Genomic DNA, 24,529 nt, shown 5'->3' on the forward strand with positions numbered 1-24,529 from the left:
GCGTCTGCGCGCAACTGAAAAAGCCGCCGGCGCAAAACCGGCGGCTTTTTCATGCCGGCGGCAGCGGCCGGCGATTGACCAGCAGGATGCCGGTGACGATCACCGCCACGGCAAGCCAGACCAGCAGGCCATAGCGCTCGCCGAAGACGAAGGTGCCGATGCCCAGGCTGGTCGCCGCCATCACATAGCCGATCTGGCTCAGATATACCGGTCCGGCCACGCGTTGCAGTTCGAAATAGGGAATGAAGCTCAGGCAGGCAAACAGCCCGGCCGCCGGCAGCACCCAGTCGGCGCTGGCGGTGCTGGACGGCAGATAGAGCGCGCTGAACGCCACGCAGCCGACCAGCAGCCAGAAGGCCGCGCCCAGCAGGGTGCCCGCCGCCAGGGCCAGCGGCGGCGCGTCCTTCGGCCAGTAGCGGGTGCGGTAGATATTGCCGGCTGCCAGCGACACCGGCGCGATGAAGGCCAGCAGCATCCAGGGCAGGTCGGCATCGCTGACCGGCCCGGTGCGCGGCCCCAGGATCAGGAGAATCCCGACAAGGCCAAGCGCAATGCCGGTGGCACGCATCCAGACCAGTTTCTCCATGCGCAGGGTGAGGGCGAAGACATAGGTCAGCATTGCCGGGAAGGCATAGGCGATGCTGGGCAGGCCGGCGCCGATGCGCGCCACCGCCAGGAAGATCAGCACACTGGGCAGCGCCAGCGTGATCAGGCCGCTGATGGCGTAGAAACGCAGATGCTGCAGCGGTGGCCGCGCGCCGGTCAGGCTGGCGAGCAGCAGCAGGAGCAGGCCGCCGATCAGGTTCTGCCAGAAGGCAAAGGCGATCATCGGCATGCCGCTCTGCGCCGCGATACGGGCGAAGGGCGGCGCGAGGCCGAGCGTGACGCCGGTGGCGATCAGCAGCAGCAGGGGATAGGAGCGCGACTGGCGCAGGGCGGCGAACATTTTTATGAATCCGGGATGGCGAGACGGCGGCGGGAGTAGGCGATATATCGTCGGCGGCGGCAATGTCCAATGTCACAGGACGGTCAGGCTTTATGGTCGCCGGTTTCGCGCAGCCAGGTACGGAAGGCGCGGATCGCCGGTTCGCTTTCGCGGCCGGGCAGGTGCAGCAGATAATAGCCGCCCTTGCGGGCGACGCGGCAGCGTGGCAACGGCTCGGCCAGGCGACCCGCGCGCAGGTCGGCGGCGACGAAGAAATCTGGCACCAGCGCCAGGCCCAGCCCGTTCACGGCCGCCTCGATCGACATGAAGAAATGCTCGAAGGTCGGCCCGCGCGCCGCCACCGTCTTCAGGCCGGCGATGCCGAACCATTCGGCCCAGGCCTCGGGCCGCGTTGAATGGGTGAGCAGCGTGTGGCGCTTCACATCCTCGGGCTTCTTCACCGGCTTTGCCTTCAGCAGCGCCGGGCTGCCCACCAGGATGACGGTTTCGGGGAACAGCCGTTCGGTCTTCAACCCCGCCGGCCAGTCACCGGCACCATACTGGATGGCGACATCCACCGGCTCGGCCGTGAAATCCACCGGCCGGTCGGCGCTGGTGACGTCGACGGCGATCTCGGGATGGCGGCGGTGGAAGTCGGCCAGCCGGGGCATGAACCAGCGCATGGCCAGCGTCGGCATCATGGTGATCGCCAGGCGGTTCGCCGGCCGGCCGCTGCGGGCCACCAGCCGGGTTGCCGCCAGCATGCGGTCGAAGGCTTCGGCCAGCGGCGGCAGATAGGCGGCGCCGCTCTCGGTCAGCTGCAGGCCGCGCGACGTGCGGCGGAACAGCGTCACGCCCAGATCGGTCTCCAGCTGCTGCACCAGGCGGCTGACCGCGCCCTGGGTCACATGCAGTTCGGCCGCGGCCCGGGTGAAGCTTAAGTGCCGGCCGGCGACCGCAAAGGCGCGCAGGGCATTGAGAGAGGGCATGCGGGTTTCTGGATGAGAAAAACTCATGATGCCCCAAGTTTAAATCGGTTGAGGCAGCCGCGCCAGTCGCTAGGATGGCCGCCATCAGCAGCCTTTCCCCCATGAGGTTTCCCCATGAATGCCCTGACCCCGGTCAAGTCCAAGCACACCACCATCCGTCCGTTCCATCTGGCCTTCCCGGTCAAGGACATCCCGGAAACGCGCAAGTTCTACGGCGAGCTGCTCGGCTGCTCGGAAGGCCGTTCGGCTGAACACTGGGTCGACTTCGATTTCTACGGTCATCAGCTGGTCGCCCATCTGGCCCCGGAAGAATGCACCATCAAGGCCTATAGCTCGGTCGACGATCACCAGGTACCGGCCAAGCATTTCGGCGTCATCCTCAGCATCCCGGACTGGCAGAAGCTGGCCGACAAGCTGACCAAGGCCGGCATCAACTTCATCATCGAGCCCTATGTGCGCTTCGAGGGCGAAGCCGGCGAGCAGCACACCATGTTCTTCCTCGACCCCTCGGGCAATGCGCTCGAGTTCAAGGCCTTTGCCAACGACGACATGATCTTCGCGAAGTAATCAGAATCTGGCGAGCGCTTCGGTCGCGACGCGCTCGCCCCATTCCTGCACGAAATGCCCGGCCTCCGCTAACTCCAGCGGCGCCGGGCAATTCTTTATCTGCTTGTGCAGCGCCTGCATTACCGGCGGGCCGAGCACCGGATCGGTCATGCCGATGGCCATCAGGCTGGTGCCGGCCCAGTCCGTGCTCCAGAAATCCCGCGCTCGCCGCGCAATTTCGGCGCCCGGCGCATCCTTCGTATCCGGCACCAGGTTGGGGAAGCGCCGCACGCCGCTTTTGTAGGTCGCGTCGGGATAAGGCGCCTCGTAGGCGGCGGCTTCGGCATCGCTTAAATGCGGGCAGCTGCGCTTCATCAGCTTGGCGATCGCCATATCCGGATTCTTGTTGTTCCAGGCGCGCCAGTCGATGAACCCCTGAGTCAGCGGCGCATCGCCGGTCGCCAGGGTGGTGTTCATCACCACCAGGCCGTCGAAACGCTCGGGCATCTTCTTCGGAATGGTGAGGCCGAGCAGGCCACCCCAGTCCTGGCAGACCAGCACGATATTCTGCAGGTTCAGCCCGCGGATCAGCGCGATCAGGCTGTCGCGGTGGAAGTCGAAGGTATAGATGCTCTCGTCGCGCGGCTTGTCGGACTTGCCGAAGCCGAAGAGATCCGGCGCCACCACGCGATGGCCGGCCGCCGTGAAGATCGGGATCATCCGGCGGTAGAGGTAGCTCCAGGTCGGCTGCCCATGCAGGCAGAGGAAGGTCTTGCCCCCATGCTTGCCCTCGTCGAGGTAATGCATGCGCAGGCCGTTGTCGTGGGTGACGTAATGGGGCCGGAAACCGTAGCCGGGCAGAGTGTCGAATCGTTCGTCCGGCGTGCGCAGGGCCTCGATCATGGCGTCTCTCTCCCGTTTGTTATGGAGAGAGGCTGTCACGATTACCCCGGCGGGATCAATCCCGACGTAAGGTCAGCGCTTCTTCGCCCTGGCCTTTTTGGCTGCCTTTTTCGGGGCGGCCTTCTTCTTACCCTTGCCGACCTTGGCATCCTTGCCGAAGACGCGGGCGAAGATGGTGTCGACATGCTTGAAGTGGTAGCCGAGATCGAACAGCGCGGTGACCTGGGCCGGCTTCAGCTTGCTGGTCACGGCGGGTTCGCCCAGCAGCGCGTTCAGGAAGTCGCCGCCATGCTGCCAGATCTGGTGCGCATGCTTCTGCACGATCTTGTAGCTGTCCTCGCGGCTGACGCCGGCCTGGGTCAGCGCCAGCAGGATGCGCTGCGAATGCACCAGGCCGCCGAAGCGGTCGAGGTTCTTCATCATGTTCTCAGGATAGACCACCAGCTTCTCGATCACGCCGGCCAGGCGATGCAGCGCGAAGTCGAGATGGATGGTGGCGTCAGGCCCGATGCCGCGCTCGACGCTCGAATGGCTGATATCGCGCTCATGCCACAGCGCCACGTTTTCCAGCGCCGGCACCACGGCCGAACGCACCAGGCGGGCGAGACCAGTGAGGTTCTCGGTCAGCACCGGGTTGCGCTTGTGCGGCATGGCCGACGAGCCCTTCTGGCCGGGCGAGAAGAATTCTTCCGCCTCCATCACTTCACTGCGCTGCAGGTGGCGGATCTCGGTGGCCAGCCGCTCGATCGAGGCGGCGACCACGGCCAGATGGGCAAAGTAAGCCGCATGGCGGTCGCGCGGAATCACCTGCGTCGACACGGTCTCGACGGCGAGGCCGAGCTTCTTCGCCACCCATTCTTCCACGAAGGGATCGATATGGGCGTAGGTGCCGACAGCGCCGGAGATCGCGCAGGTGGCGACTTCCTCGCGCGCCATCTCCAGGCGCTTGCGGGCGCGCTGGAACTCGGCGTGATAGCCGGCGAGCTTGACGCCGAAGGTGGTCGGTTCGGCATGGATGCCGTGGCTGCGGCCGATGGTGGGCAGCAGGCGGAATTCAAAGGCGCGCTCTTTCAGCGCGGCCAGCACACGGTCGGTGCCGGCGAGCAGCAGATCGGCCGCCTTCACCAGCTGCACGTTGAAGCAGGTGTCGAGCACGTCGGATGAGGTCATGCCCTGGTGCACGAAGCGGGCGGACGGCCCGACATATTCGGCCAGGTTGGTCAGGAAGGCGATGACGTCATGTTTGGTCTCGCGCTCGATCGCATCGATGCGCTTGATCTCCCATTTGCCTTTCTTCCAGACATCCCGGGCGGCCGATTTCGGGATCACGCCGAGCTGCGCCTGGGCGTCGCAGGCATGGGCCTCGATCTCGAACCAGATGCGGAATTTCGATTCCGGCTCCCAGATGGCGGCCATTTCAGGACGGGTGTAGCGCGGGATCATCGCAAAGCCTCTGGGCAGAATCGGGAAGGGGAAAGCCGGACGGCGCGGCTGGTTTAGCCCCTCAGGTCGGGGGGATCAAGAATGGCCATGCGACGCCAGCGTATTTCTGCTTATCCGATGTCTGCTACGGCTTAGCGGGATGCTGTTTCGCCTTATCGCGGCTTATCCGATGCTTATTTGGTGCTTATTCCATCCTTAAGTCGCCTTCTCCTTGTCTGGGGTGGCAATCGCTTCAACTATTAGTACATATAGTGAACATGATTTCAGAAGCAAGAGGACCGGCAGTGCGGCGCGATGCGGCGGCTTACGAAACCTATCGCCGGCGTTTCCTCGCCAATGATCCGGTCTGCTACGGCCATGCCAACCGCCCGCTGGCGGCAACCGATCTGGAGTCGCAGCTGCCGCGCCTGACGCAGCATCTGCGCAGCTTTTTACTCGCCTCCTGATCCGGCCCGATGCTACAGCGGGGACATGGACAGCCTGCTGCAGATTCATGACCTGCGTGACCGCTCCGACCTGCTGGATGTGGTGGCAGAAAGCGTCTGGCGCGCCTTCTGGGAACACAAGGGCAGCCGGCTGGCGGAGATCCGCGCCGGCTTCGCGCGGCATCTGGTGTCGGGTCCGCTGCCCTTCACGCTGGCGGCCGAGCGCGACGGCGTGTTTGCCGGCACCGTGTCGCTGATCGCCTGCGACGAGCCGGCCTATGTTGAAGACTCGGGACGCACGGACCTTGCCCCCTGGCTGGCGGCGCTATGGGTCGCGCCGGATTTCCGCAAGGCCGGCCTGGGTGCGGCTCTGGTGCGGGCGGTTGAGCAGCGCTGCGCCGTCTTGAACATCGCGCGGCTCTATCTTTCGGCGCGGCCGGCGGTGCAGGGGTTCTACGAAAAGCGCGGCTGGCAGGCGATCGACCGCGATATCGGTCCGGCGCGGCTGGTGATTTTCGAGCGCGCGCTCAGCGCCTGATCGTCACGTCGGCACGGTCCAGCCGCCGATACTTTCATAAATCGCATCGCGCAGCTGCCGGACATCGCGGTTCAGGTTACCCAGGTTGGCGACCGGTTGCTGGGATGCCGCGAGCAGGGCGTCATTCAGGCAGCCGGCCTCGGACCGGATGGCGCGCCCCTGGTCGGTCAGCGCGACGACGACCTGGCGTTCGTTCTCGGGGTTTCGCATCCGGCGCACCAGGCCGGCGGCTTCCAGCCGCTTGAGCAGGGGTGTCAGGGTGCTCGATTCCAGCGCCAGCCGGTCGGCAATGGTGCCGACGGTCTGACTGTCCTCGCGCCATAGCACATTGAGCACGAGATATTGCGGATAGGTCAGCCCGAGACCGTCGAGCAGGGGCTTGTAAACCCGCTGGATGGCCATGCCCGCCGAATAGATGGCGTAGCAGAGCTGGTCGTCCAAGGGCACGGGATTGCCGGACTTTACGGTATTACCGGGCTTTTCTTTGGTCATGGCAGGCTCCTGTCCCTTCATATCGTCATTATAATCGCAAAAATGAATATCGCGATAATAATTATGCTTGACTGGGGTGCGGGGCCAGATTAAAAGACTGTTATCGCGATAATAGTTATCGCAATTAAAAAAAGGAAGCAGCCCCATGACCCAGAAGACCCGCACTGTCCTGGCCGCCGCCATCGTCGCCACCGGCATGGCCACCGCATCCCAGGCCGCCGACCGCATCCCCGAGACCCAGGCCGTCAAAAACGTGGTGCTGGTGCACGGCGCTTTCGCCGACGGTTCGGGCTGGCGCGGCGTCTATGACGAGCTGACCGGGCGCGGCTATCGCGTCACCATCGTGCAGAATCCGCTGACCGCGCTGGCCGATGATGTGGCTGCCACCAAGCGCGCGCTCGATCGCCAGACCGGGCCGGCCATCCTGGTCGGTCATTCCTGGGGCGGCACGGTGATCACCGAAGCCGGCATTGATCCTAAGGTCGCCGGCCTGGTCTATGTCTCGGCGCTGTCGCCCGATGCCGGTGAAACCACGGCACAGCAGTATACCGGCTTCACCACGCCGCCTGAATTCGTCATCGACGCGCATAAGGACGGCTATGGCTTCGTGTTGCCGGCGAAGTTCAAGGCCGGCTTTGCTGCCGATACCAGCGATGCGGATGCCGCCTTCATGCGGGACTCGCAGGTGCCGATCAACCTGTCGGCCTTCGCCACCAAGCTGACGAACGCCGCCTGGCGCAGCAAGCCGAGCTGGGCGGTGATCGCCACCGATGACAAGGCCTTCGACCAGAAGATGCTGCGCCACATGGCCCAGCGCATCAACGCCAAGGTCACGGAGGTGCCGGCCAGCCATGCGGTCTTCATGACGCAGCCGAAGGTGGTTGCCGATGTGATCGACCGGGCGGCCAGGGAAGCCGGCGCCGCCGCGCGTTAAGGGGCGGTGACCGGCGCGGGCAGGCGGCGACCCTGGGTCCCGCCTGCCCGTTTTCTGTCCGGATGACGCTGGCGCGCATTGCCCCCTGACAATTCCGCTGCTGAAGCGGCAGGGCATCTTGGCTAGGATGGCCAAAACACGCCGGAGTCCTCCCCATGCCCACAACCGCCAACCTGCTGGCCTTCGCCGCCGTGTCCTTCGGCATGGTGCTGACGCCCGGGCCGAACATGATCTACCTGATCTCGCGCTCGATCTGTCAGGGCCGTGTCGCCGGCCTCATCTCGCTGGGCGGCGTGGCGCTCGGCTTCGTCTTCTACATGCTGTCGGCCGCCTTCGGCATCACGGCGTTGCTGTTCGCCGTGCCCTATGCCTATGACGCCCTGCGCTTCGGCGGCGCCGCCTATCTGCTCTGGCTGGCCTGGCAGGCCGTGAAGCCCGGCGGCCGCTCGCCCTTCCAGGTCAAGACCCTGCCGCAGGATAGCCCACGCAAGCTCTTCACCATGGGTTTCGTCACCAACCTGCTCAATCCGAAGATCGCCATGCTGTATCTGGCGCTGCTGCCGCAGTTCATCACCCCGGCGGAAACCGCCAGCGGCACTATGACGGCGGGCAGCGTGCTGACGCAGTCGCTGGTGCTGGGCTTCATCCAGATCATCATCAGCCTGTCGATCAATGCGCTGATCGCCATCACCGCCGGCAGCATTGCCGGCTTCCTCAACAGCCGCCCGAGCTGGATCGTGATCCAGCGCTGGCTGATGGGTACCGTGCTGGCCGGCCTCGCCGTGAAGATGGCGACGGAAGCGCGGCGGTAGCCATCACGGATTCAGACACGAGCCATCACGGAAAACCAGCGCGGCCGGTGTGGAAGTGGCGCCAGGCCCGCGATAGATGCACAGCATGACGCAATCGCAGACGTCCCTCGCTCCCGCCATCGCCGCCGGCCTGCTGGCCGCCTTTGTCGGCTTCGCCTCGTCCTTTACCGTCATCCTGCAGGGCTTCACGGCGATGGGCGCGAGCCAAGCCGAAGCCGCCTCGGGCCTGATGGCGCTCAGCATCGCCATGGGGCTTTGCGCGATCCTGGTTAGCTTACGCACGCGCCTGCCGATCAGCATCGCCTGGTCGACGCCGGGGGCCGCGCTGCTTGCCACCTCGGGTGTGGCCGCGCTTGGCGATGGCGGGTTTGCCGCCGCCATCGGCGCCTTCATCGCCTGTGGCGTGCTGCTGACTCTTGCCGGCATCTGGAAGCCGCTCGGGCGCTGGGTCGCTGCTATTCCAGCGCCCTTGGCGAATGCGATGCTGGCCGGCGTGCTGCTCAGCCTCTGCCTCGCGCCGGTGAAAGCGGTCGCCGCCCTGCCGCTTCATGGCCTCATCATTGTCGTCACCTGGGCCGTGATGGCGAAATTCAAACGCCTTTACGCCGTGCCGGCCGCGGTGATCGTCACGGTCGTCATCATCGCCGCCACCACCGATCTCTCCGGCATCGCGGTTGAAAGTCTCGCGCCGCAGCCGGTGTTCATCATGCCGGTCTTCACTCTCCAGGCCCTGATCGGCATCGCGCTGCCGCTCTTCATCGTCACCATGGCGTCGCAGAATATCCCCGGCATCGCGGTGCTGAATGCCAACGGCTATCATCCCGATCCCTCGCCGCTGTTCCGCGACACTGGCATTTTCTCGCTGCTGGCCGCACCCTTCGGCAGCCATGCGGTGAATCTCGCCGCCATCACGGCCGCGATCTGCGCCGGGCCCGATGCGCATCCCGATCGCAGCAAACGCTGGGTCGCGGCAGCCGTGGCGGGGACCGCCTATATCCTGCTCGGACTCGGCGCCAATGCGGCCACCGCCTTCATTGCCGCGGCGCCGCCGATCCTGATCCAGGCGGTGGCCGGCCTGGCGCTGCTCGGCGCCTTCGCGTCCTCGCTGGTGGCGGCGCTGACCGACCCTGACAGCCGCGAGGCGGCGGCCATCACCTTTCTCGTTTCCGCCTCGGGCCTCACCATCTACGGCATCGGCGGCGCCTTCTGGGGGCTGATCGCCGGCGGCGCGGTGCTGGCGCTGACGCGCTGGAGGGCCGGAAAAAGCGGAACCTGATGGCAGGCTGGCGGGTTTCTTCATCGCATCCGATGGAGGTCGCCATGCCGAAAGACATCATCGCCCCGAAAGCGCCGGAACAGGTCACGCTGGAACCTGGTGATCATGGCCGCGGCGACGGGCCGCTGCACAAGGAACGCCTTGTGAAGGGCTCGCCGCGCCAGGGCGATTACGGTCCCGGCACCTATGGCAACGACCAGTTCGCGGCGCAGCCGGCCGCGGATTTCGCGCAGGACGACAGCAAGCCCGAGGGCCTGCGCGGGCGCCAGCCGCGACCGGAGCGGCCGACGCAGGGCCCAAAGGAAAAACGCTATGGCCGCCACAGCGGCCATGGTGAGGGCGATTAGGGTCGAGGTCAGTCCAACGGCAGGGTCATCGCGCGCGGATCGAGCGTGGCGCTGTGGCCGCCGGTGGTGGCAGCCGGCTGGCTGAACAGCAGGCGCAGGCCGGTTTCCAGCGATGTCTGCGCCTGCAGCTTCAGGCTGTGGCTGGCGAAATCGGGTGCGCCGACCACATGGCGCCGGTCCTGGCTGCGCGGCGCCGCCAGCTGCAGATCCGGGCTGCGGCCCCAGGTCTGTGCCATCAGCATGGCGAGTTCGCGGATACGGGTGGCGCGTCCGGTGCAGATATTGAAGACCTCGGCGGTGGCGCGGCCATGGCTTTCCAGCCGCTGCATCGCCGCCAGCAGGAAGGCCACGGCATCGCCGACATAGACAAAGTCGCGGGTCTGTTCGCCGTCACCCTGCAGCAGCAGCGGCAGGCCGGCGGTGAGCCGGCGGGCGAAGACGGCAACCACGCCGACATGATCGCCGGCACCGGGCTGGCGCGGACCGTAGACATGGAACAGCCGCAGCGCGGTGTTGGGCACGCCATGCTGGCGCGCGGCCACCTGGCTCTGCAATTCGCAGCTGAAGGCGTCGGCGCCGCGGGCACTGCCGGGCCGCGGCGTCATCGCCTCCGACAGGCGCGCGCGGGAATTGTCATCCGTGCCGTCGCCATAGACGCTGCTGGATGAGGCATAAACCACCGGCTGCTTGCTGCGGCGGGCGGCATCAAAAACGGTGACGGTACCGGTCAGGTTGGTGCGGTGGCTGTCGAGCCAGTCTTCCGTCTGTGCCGACGCCGCCGCCAGGTGGAAGCAGCCATCGGTATTGCGCATGGCGGCCAGCATCACCGCCGGATCGGCGACATCGCCGAAGATCAGCTCGGCGGCAGGATGCAGGTTCTGGGTGCGGCCGCTGCTCAGGTTGTCCAGCACGCGCACATCATGGCCGTGCCGGATCAGCGCCTCGACCAGATGCGAGCCGACGAAACCGCAGCCGCCGGTGACCAGATAACGGGTCATCGGCCGCTCCGGGAGCCGCGCGGGGCGCGGCCGGGCAGGTTTTGGCATGTCGGCATTGCAGTCCCCCGCGTCAAACTGGGCCGGAATACCGGCCTTGGCAAGTCCAAGAACGGAACCTGTTCAGAAGATCGTGCCCAGGATGCTGGCGACCAGGCCGCTGCCATGGATATTGACCTTGGTGAACAGCGGCGGCGTCTCTGTATCTCCTTGCGGTTGCCCCTCGCGCGGCGGGTCGAAATCGATGCGCAGCAGCTGGTGGCGCGCCACCGGCTTGAACGCCGTCTGGAATTCCTTAGGCAGGGCCATGGCCAGCGGCTCGATGGCGACGATACGACCTTTGGTTTTGCGCACACCCCATTCGATGGTGACGCGTTCGCCGGCCTCGACGCTGTAGAGCGTGCCGGTCGGCATATAGGCCAGAATATAGCTGCCCTGGCCGTAAATCTCCGCCACCACCTGGCCTGGCGAAATGACGGTGCCGGCCTCCACGTTGCGGCGGCCGACGATGCCATCAATCGGCGACACCATCTCGCCGGTGCCATACAGGCTTTCCAGCTGGTTCAGCGCGGCTTCGGCCTTGTCGATGGCTGGCGCCAGTCGTGCCAGCTGCTGCTCTATGGCATTGGTCTCGGCCTTCAGCGCACCGGCATCGAGCTGCGAGCGGTATTCTGAATCCATTGCCGCCATGCGCTTGTCCATCGGCAGGATGCCGCGCCGCTGCAGGGTTTCGTAGCGCTCGCGGGTCTGGGTCGCCAGTGCGCTGCGCTGGCTGGCCAGCTGCACCAGTGAGGCATTCTTCTCGGCCTGGATGCGCAGTTCCGCCTCCTGGGCGCGCAGACGGGCAAGGTCGCTGGTCAGGCGCGCCACCGTCTCGGTCACCTGCTGCGAGCTGATGCCGGCGATGCGCTGGCCGGCGGTGACGCGGTCACCCTCGCGCACGGCGACATCGCGAATGGTGGCGGGGTATTCGGTGGCCAGCGTGGCCGCGGGTGCCACCACCATACCCTCGCTTTTCAGGTAGACATAGGAGCCGAACAGGAAATCGGTGAACCACAAGCCAAGCGCACCGAGAATGCCGAGATAGACCAGCCGGGTCCAGATCACGGTCTGTCGGCGCACGTCATTGTTCAGGGTATCGGGGCGGGGACGCAGGCGGAAGCGGCGCATGATCGTAGGATCCTGTCAGTATTTCTCGACCTGGCGCATCACGCGCCGCGGAACGTATGAGTCGTGGAAGGAGGTGCGGAAGATCCATTCATCGATGGCGGAATAGACCCGAACGGCGCGCATGACGAAGCAGGCGAACAGCACGTAATAGGGCAGGAACAGGAAACGCTGCAGCACGTCGCGGTCGTTGTCGGCCAGACCGGCGATCAGCAGCATCATGGCGGCCAGTGCGGCATAGACGATCAGCGTGGCGACCAGCAGCACGAAGGCGAACCAGCCGAAGGTGACGATCAGCCAGCCGAGATAGACGAAAAACCCACCGGCGATCAGCACCTGCATGAACACCACATCCCAGATCACCAGTGCGTTCGCCAGATCGAAATTGGCGTGGAAGGGATTCAGCATCTGTTTGTATTTGCGCAGCCAGACAGTGATGACCGAACGATCCCAGCGCAGGCGCTGGCGGATCAGGGCGATCACGTTGTCCGGCACATCGGTGCCGGCACGGGCACGCGGCTCGAAGACCAGTTTCCAGCCGGCGGCGCGCAGCTTCATGGTCAGGTCGGCATCCTCGCCGACCTCGACATCGAAACCGCCGACCTGTTCCAGTGCGGACCGGCGGAACGCGCCGAAGGCGCCGGAGACGATGCCGAGAATGTTCATCATCGAACTGATGCGGCGACCAAGCGAAATCGAGATGCGGTATTCGATATCCTGGTAGAGCGTGGTCAGGCTGGTGCCGGCATTGCGTGCAAACAGGCTGCCCCCCACCGCACCGACGCGCGGATCGTCGAAATGGGCAATCATGCGCTCGAAGGCGTCGCGGTCGAAGGTGGTGTCGGCATCCACCACGATGACGATGTCATGCCTGCAATGGGCCAGCGCCAGATTGGTGGCGGCCGATTTGCCGCCGCGCAGCTTGAGCGACAGCGCCACATCCACCAGGCCCTGGCGCTGCAGGTCGGCAATCACGGTGGCCGTGCTGTCGCTGCTGCCGTCGTCCACGACCACGATCTGGCAGCGCCGCGTGCCCAGCAGCGTGTCGTGCATCACGGTCTGTTCCAGGATCGAGCGGATGCAGGTGGGCAGTGACAGGGCCTCGTTATGGCCGGCGAGGATGACGCTGAACTTGCGGCGTTCCAGCGGCGGCTGGCCGGGGTCTTCTGCCGAGGCATCCCTGTATTGAAAGATGCCGCGCTGCTGCAGCGAGCCGGCGAGGAAGACTACGGCGCCGATGAAATAGCGCGGCAGTTCCAGCACGATCATGAACCAGAACAGCGGCACCAGATCACGGGCATCGGTGGCGGCCAGCAGGTCGAGGCCGGCTGCGATGGTCATGGCCAGATCGTTGGTCATGAGGCGATCTCGTCCAGCAGCAGGCCGGACTGTGTCGCCGGCACCGCTTCGGTTTCCAGCTCCACGGGCAGGGCCAGGTGGCGGGCCGCGGCCTGGCGGATACGGCCGAACACCACCTCGGCTTCCGCCGTATCGGTTTCCGGCATCGCGACCAGCAGCAGATCGTCGCGCGGCGCGGTGACAAAGTCGGTGTCGCGCAGACTTTCGACCAGGATCTGCGAGAACAGATGGATGGCGCCACCGGCGGCCACGCCCTGCTGGCGGCGCAGGACGCCCAGGTTGCGGATGCCGATGCGGCCGATAGTCATGGCGCGTTCGTAGCGATGGGCGACCAGCAACTGTTCGCGTACCAGCAGGGTGAAGTCCTTGAGCGGGAAGGTGCGCGGGAAGGCGGCCGCAGGCCCGGCGGCACTGTCCTGCGGCAGCACGCCGCTGCGGGCCACGGCGATGCCGCGTTCGGTGAGGCCGTAATGATGCCAGTCCACCGGCTGCGCCTGGTCGCCGGCGGAAACGGTCTGGCAGTCGAGGCAATGGAAGCTGGGCTGCGGTTCACTCATCACCTGCTGGCAGGCACGGCAGCGTGTCATGCTGCCCGGCCGGCCATAATCGACGCCAAAATGCCGCAGTTCCTGTTTGCATTTCGGGCAGATCAGGTCGAGGCCGCTGACAAAGCGGCTTTCGCCATCCTGATAGCCGCAGCGATAGTGATGCAGGATCGGCTCATCCATCAGATGGGCGCTGCCGCAGGCGGTGCAGGCCTCGAAAGCAGACAGCCGCCCGCCATGGCAGGTCGGGCAGGTGAGGACGCGCGCAGCGAAACGGCGGTCCAGCAGATCAAGGCTGGCCAGGCTTTCCAGCGCCGGACGGATGGCGGTTTCCTCCAGGCCCGGCCGGCCATGCAGCAGCGGATAAATCAGTGTGGCCGACGAGACCGGGCTGCGCATGGTGTCCAGTGTCTGTGCACGGCTGTACCCCAGGCGCAGGATTGCCAGGTCGGTTACGGTGTGGCCGGCAGTTTCGATCGTGCCTTCACACTCGTCCAGTCGTGCGCGGATTGGCGCGAAGGCGGCGAGCATGGCATCCAGCTGATCGGCGCTGGGTTGCGGCGCGGCGAAATCGGGCAGCACGCTTGTGGCCGGTCCACCGAATTGCGCCAGCGGCAGCAGCGGCGAGAGGGCAGTCGGCGGTACCGCCGGCGCAAACAGCGCCACGGCATCGCAGGGCGCGCGTGGATCGTCGCTCCAGAGAATATCGTCATGGTCTGGGAGAGGATCGCCGGACCGACCGATGGCAAGGATACGCCAGGACATGGGTCACCTTGTTCTTATGTTTCGTCGCGTTGCGCTTCTCGCACGGCGTGTATTGTGACCTGGCCACGGCCAGGTTTGATTGGCATCGTATGCAGGGGAGAACGGTGCTGGCGGAGAAAAATCCCCGAAAGGCTTTAAAAAAAAGTTGGGCCGATATCCGCATATCGCGGCTTTGATCGAGCCCGTTCTGCTTGTGTTACTCGAAGGCCTGTGGCGCCGTCGTGGCCGACAGAGGGCGCTTCACCCAGGGCACGCCGGCCGATGCGGCCGGATGCAGCGGCGGTGGCAGTTCGGGCCGCAGCCAGTCCAGGGTCTGGCGCAGGCCATGTTCCAGCGGCGTGGTGGCGGCGACCTGCAGATGGCGGATGGCCGCGGCGGGATCCCCCAGCGAATGGCGGATATCGCCGGCACGCGCCGGTTCATGCTGCACCTTTGCCGTGGCGCCGCTCAGGCGCGCGATCATCCGCGCCAGATCGCGGATGCGGGTCGGCTGCCCGGTGCAGACATTGAACACGCCGGCCGCGGCGGGGCGACGGTTGCGCCGGCGCTCCTGCATGCGGCTCATCGCGGCATTCAGATGCGCCACCACATCGGTGACGAAGATGAAATCGCGCACCTGCTCGCCATCGCCATGCAGGATCATCGGCCGGTTGTCGGCGGCACGCGTGGCAAAGGCGGCGATCACGCCGGCATAGGGCGAGGCGGCATCCTGACGCGGACCATACACATTGAAAAAACGCAGGCCGGCCGTGGGTACGCCATGCACCAGGGCCGCGACGCGACCATGCAGCTCGCAGCCCAGCTTGTCAGCGCCATAGGCCGATAGCGGGCGCGGATGGTTGCGTTCGGACTGCTGCGCCTCGTGGCTGTCGCCATAGACGGCGGCGGAGGAGGCATAGACCACCGGCAGGCCGCGGCTGCGCGCCGCATCGAAGATGGCGATGGCGCCGGTCTGGTTGGTGCGATGGGTGCCGAGCCAGTGGGTCAGCGACGGCTGCACGGCGGCAATGGCGGCCAGATGAAAGCAGCCATCGACGCCGGCCATCGCCATTGTGGTGGCCGAGGCATCGGCGACATCGCCGATCAGCAGTTCGGCTTCCGGCGCCAGATTGTGGGTGCGGCCGGTGGAGAGGTCGTCCAGCACTCGCACCCGGTGACCCTGCCGTAACAGGCTGTCGACCAGATGCGAGCCGATGAAGCCGCAACCGCCGGTGACGAGGAAACGGGCCATGAGGCTCCCTTTGCTGCCAGGACCAGAAAACGTCTTACGGGCCAGAGAGTTCCGGTCCTCCTGTGGACCCTGGATCGGATCGGCGTATACAATCCGGGCCAAGGATTGTCCGGCCGATTCGAGGCGCCGGCGGAAGGCGGAATGACCCAGGCAGCAGCCAAATCGCAACGCCCAGCAGGACAACCTGCAGCGGCCCGGCCCGGCCGGGCGGCTCCGGCGCGCAAGATCACGGCCGCCGAAGCCATGGCGGTGCCGCGCCTGCCCGGATCGAAGCAAACCGGGCCGAAAACGGCGCGCCCGGAGAAGTCTGCCGATAAAGCCGCGCGCAAGGCGGCTGGCGCCAAAACCGGCGGGCGCAAGGCCAGCATCGACGATGCCACCATCTATGACAGTGTTTATTCCGCCATCGTCGACCATGTGATCATGCCGGGCACCAAGCTGCCCGAGGATGTGCTAGCGAAAGCCTTCGGTGTCAGCCGCACCCGCATCCGCAAGGTGCTGCTGGCGCTGGCGCATGAGAATCTGGTGACGCTGCTGCACAACCGCGGCGCTTCGGTCACCAAGCCAAGCGTGCAGGAGGCGCGCGAGGTCTTCGCCGCCCGCCGGGTGATCGAGACTGGCATCGCGGCCGAACTGGCCCGCCGCATCGCGCCCGAGCAGATCACGCAGATGCGCCGCTTCGTGGCGCACGAGCACGAGGCTGAGAAAACCCGCGACCGCCGCGGCGCCATCAAGCTGGCCGGCGAATTCCACATGGAACTGGCCAAGCTGGTCGACAATGCGCCGCTGACCGGTTTCCTGCGCGCGCTGATCTCGCGCACCTCGCTGATCGTGGCGATCTACGAGGCGCCGGGCAATGCCATGTGCAGCCATGAGGAACATGGCATCCTGCTCGACCGCCTGCAGGCTCGCGATGTGGCTGGCGCCGTGCGCTACATGGAAGAGCATCTGCTGCGCCTGGAAGACGGTCTCGATCTGGCCGCCGCCAAGCGCCGCCCGGTCGACCTGCAGGATGTCTTCACCCGCCTGGCGACCGGACGGCGGAGTTAGGCGTCAGGCATTCGTGCCGCCGTCGACGGCGATCTGCGCGCCGGTGATGTAGCTGGCGGCCGCGCTGGCCAGGAAGACCACCGTATCGGCGATTTCCGGAGACCGGCCGTAGCGCCCAAGCGCTGTCATGGCGGCGAGGCCCGCTGCATGCTCGCCATCGGCCGGGTTCATGTCGGTATCGACCGGGCCGGGCTGCACGAGATTCACCGTAATGCCGCGCGGGCCGAGATCGCGGGCGAGGCCTCGGGTCATGCCGGTCATCGCCGCTTTGCTCATCGAATAGAGCGCCGTGCCGGTGATGCGCACATTCTCGCCCAGGCAGGAGCCGATGGTGATGATGCGGCCGCCGTCGGTCATGAGCGGTGCTGCGGCGAGCGCCGCCACATAGGGTGCGCGGGTGTTGATGGCCAGCATGCGCTCGATGTTCTCCAGCGAGTCATCGCCATAGGCGACGCCGGCATTGTTCACCAGGATATCGAAGCGGCCGAAGCGTTTGGCGGTTTCGGCCACGGCGTCCTGCACCGCTTTCGGGTCGGCGCTGTCGGCCTGGATGGCGAAGGCCTTGCTGCCGATCTCTTTCACCACCTGCTCGGCCTTGGCCGGCGAGGCGCTGTAGGTGATGGCGACATCAGCGCCGGCGGCGGCGAGCGCCCTGGCGATGGCAGCGCCGATGCCGCGGCTGGCACCGGTGACCAGAACGGCCTTGCCCTTGAGGGCGGTGCTGGAAAACGTGCTCATGGGAGTCTCCTGATTTTATGTAGTGATCGATACAGAATGGAAGCGGCAAGGTAGGGGCTTGTCCCGAAGGGTCAAGCGCTTTATTTATCGATTGCTACAGAATCGAGCGGGATCGCAGGAAACGGATATGGCCGTGCGCGCCGTCACAAAGCCGAAGACACTGAAAGCGCCGAAAGTGGCCCGGGCCAAAGTCGCGCGGGGGCGTCCGCGCGGCTTCGACCGCGCGGCGGCGCTGAAGGCGGCCATGCAGGTTTTCTGGCTGCGTGGCTATGAGGCCACCTCGCTCAGCGACCTGACCGGCGCGATGGGCATCAACGCGCCGAGCCTCTACGCGGCCTTCTCCTGCAAGGAGGCGCTGTTCGAGGAGGCGCTGGCGCTCTACGAGGCCACTGAGGGCGCCCTGCCGCAGCGGCTGTTGCGCGAGGCCAGGACGGCGAAAGCGGGCTTCGCCGCGCTGCTGCGGTTCTATGCCGGCTATTACGTCAGCGCGGATCACCCGCCGGGCTGCATGGTGGTGCTGTCGGCCATCGTCGGCGCGCCGGAGAACAAGAGCGTGCGTACATTGATGACCAGGAACCGCCGTGCGGCGATGGACGCATTGGCCGATCGCATCCGGCGCGGCCAGGCCGAAGGCGACGTGCCGGCCACAGCCGATGCCGCCATGATTGCAGCTTTCTACACGACTCTCGTGCAGGGCATGTCGATCCAGGCGCGCGACGGCGCCGCGAAGAAGCAGTTGCTGGCCTCGGTGGAGGTGGCGCTGGGCGCCTGGGACGGCATGGTGGGCAAGGCCCGCCGCGGCTGACGCTTTTCGGATCGGCGCTGCCTCGATATGCTGGGGCAACTGTTGAGGAAACACCGAGCGTCACCGCCATGACCGAACCTTCCTTCCCCGGCCTGTCGCAGGGCGTCAGCGAACTGCGCGCGTCCGAAATCCGCGAATTGCTCAAGCTGATCAGCCGGCCGGAAATCATCTCCTTTGCCGGCGGCATTCCCGATCCGGCCCTGTTCCCGCTCGATGCCATCGGCACGGCTTACCAGGCGGTGCTGCAAAACCAGGCGATGGCGGGCGAGGCCTTCCAGTATTCGATCAGCGAAGGCTATCTGCCGCTGCGCGAGTGGATCGCCGGCTATCTGAAAAGCCATGGCATCGCTGCCGATCCGGCACAGGTGCTGATCACCTCGGGTGCGCAACAGGCGCTGGATTTCATCGGCCGCGCCTTCATCGAGCCTGGCGACCGCGTGGTGATGTCCTCTCCCAGCTATCTCGGCGCCATCCAGGTCTTCGGCACCTACCGGCCGGACTTCCTCTCGGTGCCGATGGATGACGAGGGCGTGCTGCTCGCTGACCTGGAAACGGCGTTCCGGCAGAAGCCGAAATTCTTCTACCTGACGCCGGATTTCTGCAATCCGGCCGGTATTACGACATCGCTGGCGCGCCGCAAGGCGATCCTGGACCTGGCGCATCGCTACGGCGTCGCCATCCTGGAAGACTCGCCCTATGAGGAGCTGCGCTACGAAAACGCACGCATCCCCAGCTTCGCCGCGCTGGAGCAGCAGTATCTGCAGAGCCCCGGCAATGACGGCCGCCGCCTGGTGATCTATGTCGGCAGCCTGTCGAAGGTGCTGACGCCGGCGCTGCGCATCGGCTGGATCAATGCCGATCCGGCGCTGATCAATGCGCTGGTGCTGCTCAAGCAGGCGTCTGACCTGCATTGCAGCACCATCAACCAGATGATCGCCTTCGACATTGCGCGGACCTCCCATGGCAGCCAGGTGGAGAAGCTGCGCAAGGCCTACAAGGAGCGCCGCGACGTGATGCTGGAGACGCTGGCGCGCTGCCTGCCCCAGGAAGTGCGTTATACGCGGCCCGATGGCGGCATGTTCATCTGGCTGGAATTCCCCGACAGCATCGATGGCACGGAGCTGCTGGCCGAGGCGATCAAGGATATCCAGGTCGCTTTCGTGCCGGGCTCGGCCTTCTATGCCACCGGGATCAAGCGCAACACTGCCAGGCTCAGCTTCTCGCTGGGCGAGCCGGCGCGCATCCGCGAGGGCATCGAGCGGCTGGCCGCATTGCTGCAGAACAAGCTGCGGGCGAACCGCGCGGCCTGAGCCTCAGCCCTTATAGGGATGCACCTTTTTCCAGTGCTCGGCGATATCGACGCGCCGCGTTACCCAGACCTTGTCGTGATTCTGGATGTAGTCCATGAACCGCGCCAGCGATGCCGCGCGGCCCGGCCGGCCGATCAGGCGGCAATGTAGCGCCACGGTCATCATCTTCGGCGCACCCTCGCTGCCCTCGCGGTACAGCATGTCGAAGGCATCTTTCAGATGATCGAAGAAGTCATTACCGGTAGCAAAGCCGTGCAACTGGCCGAACTTCATATCGTTGTTGTCGAAGGTATAGGGCAGGATCAGCAGCGGCGTCTTGCCGATGGTCGTCCAGTAGGGCAGGTCGTCGTCATAGGTGTCGGAGGAATAGACCAGGCTCTTTTCCTCGGCGACCAGTTTCAGCGTATTGGCCGACATGCGGCCGGTATACCAGCCGCGTGGCGCTGCGCCAGTGGCCTGGCGGATCGCCTCGATCGCCAGTTTCATATGGGCCCGCTCAGTGGCGAGCGGGGTTTTTGAGTAGTCGTACCAGCGCCAGCCATGACTGGCGACTTCGTGGCCGGCCTCGTGCATGGCCTTTGCGGCTTCCGGGTATCGCGCCACGGCCATGCCGACGGCCCAGGAGGTGAAGCTGAGGCCGCGCTCCTTGAACAGCCGCATGATACGCCAGAAGCCGGCGCGGCTGCCGTAGTCGTAGACTGACTCGACCTGCTCGTCGCGCATCTTCTCGCGCGGGATGCCGCCGGGCACTTCATGCAGGAAGACTTCCGAGGTCTTATCGCCGTGCAGAATATTGCGCTCGCCACCTTCTTCGTAATTCAGCACGAAGCTGACGGCGACCTTGGCGCCACCCGGCCATTTCGGGTCGGGCGTATGCTCGCCATAGCCGACGAGATCGCGCGGATAGGGCTTGCTGCCCAACGCTTTCGCAACGATGTCGGTTTTCTTCTTTGCCTTGACGGCTTTCTTCTTGGCCATGTCTTACGCCTGGGAGTTTGGAATGCGGAAATTCTCGATGAAATGCAGCAATGCGCCGGTGGCGAGTTCGACATCCTCGGGCAGCACGGCTTCCAGCGGATTGTGGCTGATGCCGCGGGTGCAGCGCATGAAGATCATCGAGATCGGGCAGAGCGGCGCCAGCGTAGCGGCATCGTGGCCGGCACCCGACGGCAGCCGCATGGTCTTCACGCCCTGCGCCGTGATCGCCGCCTCGGCCTGGTCCATCAGCGCCGGATGGCAGGGCGTCGCGGTGCTGTTGTAGAGCTCGGTGATCTTCTTTTCCAGATTGCGGCCGGCGCAGATCACACTGATCTGCTTCAGGATGTCGTCAGCAGCCAGGTCGCGCAGGTCGTCCTCGCCGGCGCGCACATCGATTGAAAAGACCGTCTTGCCGGGGATCACGTTCATCGCACCCGGCAGGGTTTCCAGCATGCCCACAGTGCCGACCAGCGTTGGCGTGCCGGTGCAGCGCTTTTCGATATACTGCACGATCTCGGCGGCGGCCACGAGCGCGTCCTGGCGCTGGCCCATCGGCACGGTGCCGGCATGACCGGCCAGGCCGGTGATCTCGACGCGGAAGCGTCGCGCGCCGGAAATCGAGGTGACGACGCCAAGCGCGAAGCCCTCATTCTCCAGCACCGGGCCCTGCTCGATATGCAGTTCCACAAAGGCGGCGATGCTGCCGGGTTTGCGGGCGCAGAAGCCGACTTTCGCCGGATCGAGGCCGAACTCTTTGTAGGCCTCGCCCATCGAGACGCCCTGCTTGTCGCGGGCCTCCAGGATGGCGGGATCGAAGGTGCCGGCAATGGCGCGGCTGCCGGTCATGGCCGAGCCGAAGCGGGTGCCTTCCTCATTGGCGAAGCCCACCACCTCGATGGCATAGGGCAGGCGCTTGCCGCGCCTGTTCAGGTCGGCGATGCAGGCAATCGGCGCGATCACGCCCAGCATGCCGTCATACTTGCCGGCGTTGCGCACGGTATCGAGATGCGAGCCGGTCATCAGCACCGGCGCATCCGGCGTCTGGCCGGGATAACGGCCCACCACATTGCCGGCACTGTCATGCTCCACCGTCATGCCGGCCTCGACCATCCATGCGGCGGCGCGTTCATGCGCCTGCTTGTGTTGCGGTACCAGGAAGGTACGGGCGAGGAAGTCCGGGCTTTCGCTGATGCGGCCGAGTTCGTCCAGCTGGGCGAGCATGCGGTCGGCAAAGCGATAGGCGGGCATGGGGCGATCCTCAATCTGGAAAAGCAGGCAAATAATTGTATACAGTTTCCATGCCAGAACAACTGCACAGCCTGACGCTGGTCAAGCGCGGCGCCTTCGATTAGCAAATGGGCAGGGGGATGCCGACGATGCGCGATCCGGAAGCACTATTGCAGGCCATGTTCGAGGCGGCGCGGCGCGCTGCCGATCCGGCCGCCTGCGTGCCGCCGCATCTGCCGCCGGTGCCGAAAGGCCGCACCCTGGTGGTCGGTGCCGGCAAGGCCGCCGCCAGCATGGCGCGTGCGGTCGAAGACCACTGGCCGGCCGATGCGCCGCTGGATGGCCTGGTGGTGACACGCTACGGCCATGACGTGCCCTGCGAGCGCATCACCGTGGTGGAGGCTGCGCATCCGGTCCCCGATTCCGCCGGCGAGAAGGCGGCGGCGCTGATCCTGCAGAAGGTGCAGGGTCTGGGCCCCGAGGATCTGGTGCTCTGCCTGATTTCCGGCGGTGGTTCGGCGCTGTTGTCGCTCCCGGCCGATGGCCTGACCCTGGCAGACAAGCAGACGGTGAACCGCGCGCTGCTGAGCTGCGGCGCCAACATCGCCGAGATGAACTGCCTGCGCAAACATCTCTCCGCCATCAAGGGCGGGCGGCTGGCCGCTGCCGCCGCGCCGGCGCCGCTGGTATCGCTGCTGATCTCCGACGTGCCGGGCGACGATCCCGCCGTGATCGCCTCGGGCCCGACGGTACCCGATCCGACCACGGTCGCCGATGCGCTGGCCGTGCTGGAAAAATACAATATCCAGCCGCCGCCCAATGTGCTGAAGCATCTGCAGTCGGGTCAGAATGAATCGCCCAAGCCGGGCGATGCGGCTTTTGCCAATACGAAGACAGTGATGATCGCCACGCCGCAGATGGCGCTGGAAGCCGCCGCCGCTGTGGCACGCGCGGCCGGCATCACGCCGCTGATCCTGGGCGATGCCATCGAGGGCGAGGCGCGCGAGGTGGCCATGGTGATGGCCGGCATGGCGCGGCAGGTGCGCCGCCACGGCCAGCCGGCGAAAGCCCCCTGTGTGCTGCTGTCGGGCGGCGAAACCACGGTCACGCTGCGCGGCAAGGGCCGCGGCGGCCGCAACGCCGAATTCCTCATGGCGCTGGCCGTCGCACTCGATGGCGCCGAGGGTATCTATGCCCTGGCCGCCGATACCGACGGCATCGACGGCAGCGAGGACAATGCCGGGGCGCTGCTGAAACCCGACACCATCCTGCGTGCCGCCATGAAGGGCATCGAGGCCAAGGCCTGTATGGCCGACAATGACGGCTACAGCCTGTTCCAGGCTGCTGGCGGCCTGATCGTCACCGGTCCGACCCTGACCAACGTCAACGATTTCCGCGCCATCCTGGTCTTATGACTGTCCGCGCTGCGCTGCCGGTTGCTGCCGCCCTGCTGCTTCTGGGCGCGACCGGCTGCAGCCAGCGGCTACCGGCATTGCCGAGTCCGTCGGCACCGCATACGGCCGCGGTCACGGTCAATGGCATCCGCTTCGATCCGGGCGGGCCCGATCTGGCGCGCTACACCAATGCCGCCGGTCAGTATCCGCGCGCCACGGCAGCCAACTGGTGGCAGCCCGCCTACAGCGTCGACAGTTTCTCGCGCCTGGACGAAATCTTCCCCGTCCACGTGGTGCAGCGGCCGGCCGCAGCCAGCCTCTGGCGCCGCGCGGCGAAGGAGCCGGTGATCGCCTATCAGGTCCCGCCGGCACTGGGCAGCGGGCGGCAAAATATCGACGGCTACATGGCGCGCAATCCGGCCACCGGCCTGCTGGTGGCGGTCGGCGACACCATCCATATCGAACGCTATCAGTATGGCCGCACCGATACGCATCGGTTGATCTCGTTCTCCATGGCCAAGACCATCTGCGCCCTGCTGGTGGGGCTGGCGGTATCCGACGGCGCCATCGCCTCCATCGACGATCTGGCGGAAACCTACGCCCCGGCGCTGAAGGGCAGCGAATATGGCCGCACACCGATCCGCCATCTGCTGACCATGTCGTCCGGCGTGCGCTTCCGCGAGGATTACGATGGCACCGATGATTCGGCGCAGCTGTCGCGTGCCATCCTGTCCGGCCCGGGCGGGGCCGGCGCGGTACGGCAGTTCAATACCCGCGATGCCGAACCGGGCCAGCGCTGGTATTACGCCTCGGCCGAGAGCCAGGTGCTGGGCCTGGTGCTGCGCGGCGCGCTGAAGCGGCCGCTGGCCGACTATCTGTCCGAACGCATCTGGCAGCCGATGGGCGCCGAAGCCGATGCCAGCTGGCTGGTCGACCGCACCGGCCAGGAAAACACCTCGTCCAATTTCAACGCGGTGCTGCGCGACTATGCCCGGCTCGGCATGCTGCTGGCCAATGGCGGAAAAGTGGGCGAGCGGCAGGTGATCCCGGCCGCCTGGCTGCGCGAGATGACCCGGCCGCATTTCTCCGGCGCGCAGACCGGCCGCTGGTACGGTTATGGCTTCCAGACCTGGATCTTCCCCGACAATGACGGCAGCTTCGCTTTCCTGGGCGTGCGCGGGCAGACGATTTTCGTCGATCCGGCCCGGCGCCTGGTGATGGTGCATACCGCCGTCCGTCCCGATGCCCGCGATCCCGGCGGCGCCGAGGCCACCGCGCTGTGGCGTGGGCTGCGCGCATATTTCCCCCGCCGGCCCGGATAGGCTATACAGAAGC

25 protein-coding genes are annotated in these 24,529 nt (G+C 65.9%); 12 read left to right on the forward strand and 13 right to left on the reverse strand.

Going from position 1 to position 24,529, the window contains the following annotated elements:
• Positions 1 to 49 precede the first annotated feature (49 nt).
• Positions 50 to 946 carry a DMT family transporter gene (locus tag AC1ROB_RS05820; RefSeq protein ID WP_492972154.1) on the reverse strand — a complete coding sequence of 299 codons (897 nt, stop codon included), beginning with the start codon at positions 944 to 946 and terminating at the stop codon, positions 50 to 52.
• Between the two features lie 83 nt (positions 947 to 1,029).
• Positions 1,030 to 1,914: a transcriptional regulator GcvA gene (gene gcvA, locus AC1ROB_RS05825; protein WP_492972153.1), complete on the reverse strand. Its 885-nt coding sequence runs from the start codon at positions 1,912 to 1,914 to the stop codon at positions 1,030 to 1,032.
• A 114-nt stretch (positions 1,915 to 2,028) separates the two neighbouring features.
• Between gcvA and AC1ROB_RS05830 the strand changes: the two genes are divergently transcribed.
• Positions 2,029 to 2,481 (forward strand): VOC family protein, encoded by a 453-nt coding sequence (locus tag AC1ROB_RS05830; RefSeq protein ID WP_492972152.1) that lies wholly within the window; start codon positions 2,029 to 2,031, stop codon positions 2,479 to 2,481.
• On the opposite strand, the gene AC1ROB_RS05835 is transcribed toward AC1ROB_RS05830, so the two are convergent.
• Complete coding sequence (locus AC1ROB_RS05835) at positions 2,482 to 3,363, reverse strand: haloalkane dehalogenase (protein WP_492972151.1); 882 nt, start codon at positions 3,361 to 3,363, stop codon at positions 2,482 to 2,484.
• Positions 3,364 to 3,435: 72 nt separating this feature from the next.
• Positions 3,436 to 4,806, reverse strand: coding sequence for an adenylosuccinate lyase (gene purB / locus AC1ROB_RS05840; RefSeq protein WP_492972150.1), 1,371 nt, complete (start codon positions 4,804 to 4,806; stop codon positions 3,436 to 3,438).
• Positions 4,807 to 5,090: 284 nt separating this feature from the next.
• Here purB and AC1ROB_RS05845 point away from each other — a divergent pair, with 284 nt between their 5' ends.
• Together AC1ROB_RS05845 and AC1ROB_RS05850 are read left to right on the forward strand one after the other, a co-directional pair.
• A complete protein-coding gene (locus AC1ROB_RS05845; protein ID WP_492972149.1) occupies positions 5,091 to 5,252 on the forward strand; it encodes a hypothetical protein in 162 nt (53 codons plus the stop codon).
• Positions 5,253 to 5,277: 25 nt separating this feature from the next.
• On the forward strand, positions 5,278 to 5,769 hold the full coding sequence (locus AC1ROB_RS05850; protein WP_492972148.1) for a GNAT family N-acetyltransferase: 492 nt from the start codon (positions 5,278 to 5,280) through the stop codon (positions 5,767 to 5,769).
• A 3-nt stretch (positions 5,770 to 5,772) separates the two neighbouring features.
• On the opposite strand, the gene AC1ROB_RS05855 is transcribed toward AC1ROB_RS05850, so the two are convergent.
• On the reverse strand, positions 5,773 to 6,261 hold the full coding sequence (locus tag AC1ROB_RS05855) for a MarR family winged helix-turn-helix transcriptional regulator (RefSeq protein ID WP_492972147.1): 489 nt from the start codon (positions 6,259 to 6,261) through the stop codon (positions 5,773 to 5,775).
• 145 nt (positions 6,262 to 6,406) lie between these two features.
• Here AC1ROB_RS05855 and AC1ROB_RS05860 point away from each other — a divergent pair, with 145 nt between their 5' ends.
• From AC1ROB_RS05860 to AC1ROB_RS05875, 4 genes are all read left to right on the forward strand, one after another.
• Positions 6,407 to 7,195 (forward strand): alpha/beta fold hydrolase, encoded by a 789-nt coding sequence (locus AC1ROB_RS05860; RefSeq protein WP_492972146.1) that lies wholly within the window; start codon positions 6,407 to 6,409, stop codon positions 7,193 to 7,195.
• A gap of 155 nt (positions 7,196 to 7,350) precedes the next feature.
• Positions 7,351 to 8,007, forward strand: coding sequence for a LysE family translocator (locus tag AC1ROB_RS05865; RefSeq protein WP_492972145.1), 657 nt, complete (start codon positions 7,351 to 7,353; stop codon positions 8,005 to 8,007).
• Positions 8,008 to 8,092: 85 nt separating this feature from the next.
• Positions 8,093 to 9,283 (forward strand): benzoate/H(+) symporter BenE family transporter, encoded by a 1,191-nt coding sequence (locus AC1ROB_RS05870; protein ID WP_492972144.1) that lies wholly within the window; start codon positions 8,093 to 8,095, stop codon positions 9,281 to 9,283.
• A 44-nt stretch (positions 9,284 to 9,327) separates the two neighbouring features.
• Entirely contained in the window at positions 9,328 to 9,630 is a 303-nt protein-coding gene (locus AC1ROB_RS05875) for a hypothetical protein (protein ID WP_492972143.1), read from the forward strand.
• Positions 9,631 to 9,638: 8 nt separating this feature from the next.
• On the opposite strand, the gene AC1ROB_RS05880 is transcribed toward AC1ROB_RS05875, so the two are convergent.
• The 5 genes from AC1ROB_RS05880 to AC1ROB_RS05900 all read right to left on the reverse strand — a co-directional run bounded on the left by AC1ROB_RS05880 (position 9,639) and on the right by AC1ROB_RS05900 (position 15,692).
• Positions 9,639 to 10,628 (reverse strand): NAD-dependent epimerase/dehydratase family protein, encoded by a 990-nt coding sequence (locus tag AC1ROB_RS05880; RefSeq protein WP_492972142.1) that lies wholly within the window; start codon positions 10,626 to 10,628, stop codon positions 9,639 to 9,641.
• Positions 10,629 to 10,748: 120 nt separating this feature from the next.
• Entirely contained in the window at positions 10,749 to 11,795 is a 1,047-nt protein-coding gene (locus tag AC1ROB_RS05885) for an HlyD family secretion protein (RefSeq protein ID WP_492972141.1), read from the reverse strand.
• Positions 11,796 to 11,810: 15 nt separating this feature from the next.
• On the reverse strand, positions 11,811 to 13,151 hold the full coding sequence (locus AC1ROB_RS05890) for a glycosyltransferase family 2 protein (protein ID WP_492972140.1): 1,341 nt from the start codon (positions 13,149 to 13,151) through the stop codon (positions 11,811 to 11,813).
• On the reverse strand, positions 13,148 to 14,461 hold the full coding sequence (locus AC1ROB_RS05895; RefSeq protein WP_492972139.1) for a TackOD1 domain-containing metal-binding protein: 1,314 nt from the start codon (positions 14,459 to 14,461) through the stop codon (positions 13,148 to 13,150). Before AC1ROB_RS05895 ends, AC1ROB_RS05890 begins: the two co-directional genes overlap by 4 nt.
• 196 nt (positions 14,462 to 14,657) lie before the next feature.
• Entirely contained in the window at positions 14,658 to 15,692 is a 1,035-nt protein-coding gene (locus AC1ROB_RS05900) for an NAD-dependent epimerase/dehydratase family protein (RefSeq protein WP_492972138.1), read from the reverse strand.
• Between the two features lie 141 nt (positions 15,693 to 15,833).
• Between AC1ROB_RS05900 and AC1ROB_RS05905 the strand changes: the two genes are divergently transcribed.
• Positions 15,834 to 16,742: a GntR family transcriptional regulator gene (locus AC1ROB_RS05905; protein ID WP_492972137.1), complete on the forward strand. Its 909-nt coding sequence runs from the start codon at positions 15,834 to 15,836 to the stop codon at positions 16,740 to 16,742.
• Positions 16,743 to 16,745: 3 nt separating this feature from the next.
• On the opposite strand, the gene AC1ROB_RS05910 is transcribed toward AC1ROB_RS05905, so the two are convergent.
• Entirely contained in the window at positions 16,746 to 17,480 is a 735-nt protein-coding gene (locus tag AC1ROB_RS05910; RefSeq protein WP_492972136.1) for an SDR family oxidoreductase, read from the reverse strand.
• A 133-nt stretch (positions 17,481 to 17,613) separates the two neighbouring features.
• Between AC1ROB_RS05910 and AC1ROB_RS05915 the strand changes: the two genes are divergently transcribed.
• Together AC1ROB_RS05915 and AC1ROB_RS05920 are read left to right on the forward strand one after the other, a co-directional pair.
• Complete coding sequence (locus AC1ROB_RS05915; RefSeq protein ID WP_492972135.1) at positions 17,614 to 18,285, forward strand: TetR/AcrR family transcriptional regulator; 672 nt, start codon at positions 17,614 to 17,616, stop codon at positions 18,283 to 18,285.
• 68 nt (positions 18,286 to 18,353) lie between these two features.
• On the forward strand, positions 18,354 to 19,595 hold the full coding sequence (locus tag AC1ROB_RS05920; RefSeq protein ID WP_492972134.1) for an aminotransferase-like domain-containing protein: 1,242 nt from the start codon (positions 18,354 to 18,356) through the stop codon (positions 19,593 to 19,595).
• Positions 19,596 to 19,598: 3 nt separating this feature from the next.
• Here the strand turns inward: AC1ROB_RS05920 and puuE are convergent, their stop codons facing one another.
• A complete protein-coding gene (puuE, locus tag AC1ROB_RS05925) occupies positions 19,599 to 20,573 on the reverse strand; it encodes an allantoinase PuuE (RefSeq protein WP_492972133.1) in 975 nt (324 codons plus the stop codon).
• A 3-nt stretch (positions 20,574 to 20,576) separates the two neighbouring features.
• Positions 20,577 to 21,821: an allantoate amidohydrolase gene (locus AC1ROB_RS05930; RefSeq protein WP_492972132.1), complete on the reverse strand. Its 1,245-nt coding sequence runs from the start codon at positions 21,819 to 21,821 to the stop codon at positions 20,577 to 20,579.
• A gap of 128 nt (positions 21,822 to 21,949) precedes the next feature.
• Here AC1ROB_RS05930 and AC1ROB_RS05935 point away from each other — a divergent pair, with 128 nt between their 5' ends.
• Both AC1ROB_RS05935 and AC1ROB_RS05940 read left to right on the forward strand, forming a co-directional pair.
• Positions 21,950 to 23,215: a glycerate kinase type-2 family protein gene (locus AC1ROB_RS05935; RefSeq protein ID WP_492972131.1), complete on the forward strand. Its 1,266-nt coding sequence runs from the start codon at positions 21,950 to 21,952 to the stop codon at positions 23,213 to 23,215.
• Positions 23,212 to 24,516 carry a serine hydrolase domain-containing protein gene (locus AC1ROB_RS05940; RefSeq protein ID WP_492972130.1) on the forward strand — a complete coding sequence of 435 codons (1,305 nt, stop codon included), beginning with the start codon at positions 23,212 to 23,214 and terminating at the stop codon, positions 24,514 to 24,516. The genes AC1ROB_RS05935 and AC1ROB_RS05940 overlap by 4 nt, the downstream gene beginning before the upstream one ends.
• Positions 24,517 to 24,529: the final 13 nt, after the last annotated feature.

Source organism: Ferrovibrio sp. GW821-FHT12F09, assembly GCF_058806775.1.

Excerpts from the sequence above, each read along its gene's own strand:
- AC1ROB_RS05820 (WP_492972154.1), bottom strand. The coding sequence starts at position 946 with ATGTTCGCCGCCCTGCGCCAGTCGCGCTCCTATCCCCTGCTGCTGCTG.
- gcvA (WP_492972153.1), bottom strand. The coding sequence starts at position 1,914 with ATGCCCTCTCTCAATGCCCTGCGCGCCTTTGCGGTCGCCGGCCGGCAC.
- AC1ROB_RS05830 (WP_492972152.1), top strand. The coding sequence starts at position 2,029 with ATGAATGCCCTGACCCCGGTCAAGTCCAAGCACACCACCATCCGTCCG.
- AC1ROB_RS05835 (WP_492972151.1), bottom strand. The coding sequence starts at position 3,363 with ATGATCGAGGCCCTGCGCACGCCGGACGAACGATTCGACACTCTGCCC.
- purB (WP_492972150.1), bottom strand. The coding sequence starts at position 4,806 with ATGATCCCGCGCTACACCCGTCCTGAAATGGCCGCCATCTGGGAGCCG.
- AC1ROB_RS05850 (WP_492972148.1), top strand. The coding sequence starts at position 5,278 with ATGGACAGCCTGCTGCAGATTCATGACCTGCGTGACCGCTCCGACCTG.
- AC1ROB_RS05855 (WP_492972147.1), bottom strand. The coding sequence starts at position 6,261 with ATGACCAAAGAAAAGCCCGGTAATACCGTAAAGTCCGGCAATCCCGTG.
- AC1ROB_RS05860 (WP_492972146.1), top strand. The coding sequence starts at position 6,407 with ATGACCCAGAAGACCCGCACTGTCCTGGCCGCCGCCATCGTCGCCACC.
- AC1ROB_RS05865 (WP_492972145.1), top strand. The coding sequence starts at position 7,351 with ATGCCCACAACCGCCAACCTGCTGGCCTTCGCCGCCGTGTCCTTCGGC.
- AC1ROB_RS05870 (WP_492972144.1), top strand. The coding sequence starts at position 8,093 with ATGACGCAATCGCAGACGTCCCTCGCTCCCGCCATCGCCGCCGGCCTG.
- AC1ROB_RS05875 (WP_492972143.1), top strand. The coding sequence starts at position 9,328 with ATGCCGAAAGACATCATCGCCCCGAAAGCGCCGGAACAGGTCACGCTG.
- AC1ROB_RS05880 (WP_492972142.1), bottom strand. The coding sequence starts at position 10,628 with ATGACCCGTTATCTGGTCACCGGCGGCTGCGGTTTCGTCGGCTCGCAT.
- AC1ROB_RS05885 (WP_492972141.1), bottom strand. The coding sequence starts at position 11,795 with ATGCGCCGCTTCCGCCTGCGTCCCCGCCCCGATACCCTGAACAATGAC.
- AC1ROB_RS05890 (WP_492972140.1), bottom strand. The coding sequence starts at position 13,151 with ATGACCAACGATCTGGCCATGACCATCGCAGCCGGCCTCGACCTGCTG.
- AC1ROB_RS05895 (WP_492972139.1), bottom strand. The coding sequence starts at position 14,461 with ATGTCCTGGCGTATCCTTGCCATCGGTCGGTCCGGCGATCCTCTCCCA.
- AC1ROB_RS05900 (WP_492972138.1), bottom strand. The coding sequence starts at position 15,692 with ATGGCCCGTTTCCTCGTCACCGGCGGTTGCGGCTTCATCGGCTCGCAT.
- AC1ROB_RS05905 (WP_492972137.1), top strand. The coding sequence starts at position 15,834 with ATGACCCAGGCAGCAGCCAAATCGCAACGCCCAGCAGGACAACCTGCA.
- AC1ROB_RS05910 (WP_492972136.1), bottom strand. The coding sequence starts at position 17,480 with ATGAGCACGTTTTCCAGCACCGCCCTCAAGGGCAAGGCCGTTCTGGTC.
- AC1ROB_RS05920 (WP_492972134.1), top strand. The coding sequence starts at position 18,354 with ATGACCGAACCTTCCTTCCCCGGCCTGTCGCAGGGCGTCAGCGAACTG.
- puuE (WP_492972133.1), bottom strand. The coding sequence starts at position 20,573 with ATGGCCAAGAAGAAAGCCGTCAAGGCAAAGAAGAAAACCGACATCGTT.
- AC1ROB_RS05930 (WP_492972132.1), bottom strand. The coding sequence starts at position 21,821 with ATGCCCGCCTATCGCTTTGCCGACCGCATGCTCGCCCAGCTGGACGAA.
- AC1ROB_RS05935 (WP_492972131.1), top strand. The coding sequence starts at position 21,950 with ATGCGCGATCCGGAAGCACTATTGCAGGCCATGTTCGAGGCGGCGCGG.
- AC1ROB_RS05940 (WP_492972130.1), top strand. The coding sequence starts at position 23,212 with ATGACTGTCCGCGCTGCGCTGCCGGTTGCTGCCGCCCTGCTGCTTCTG.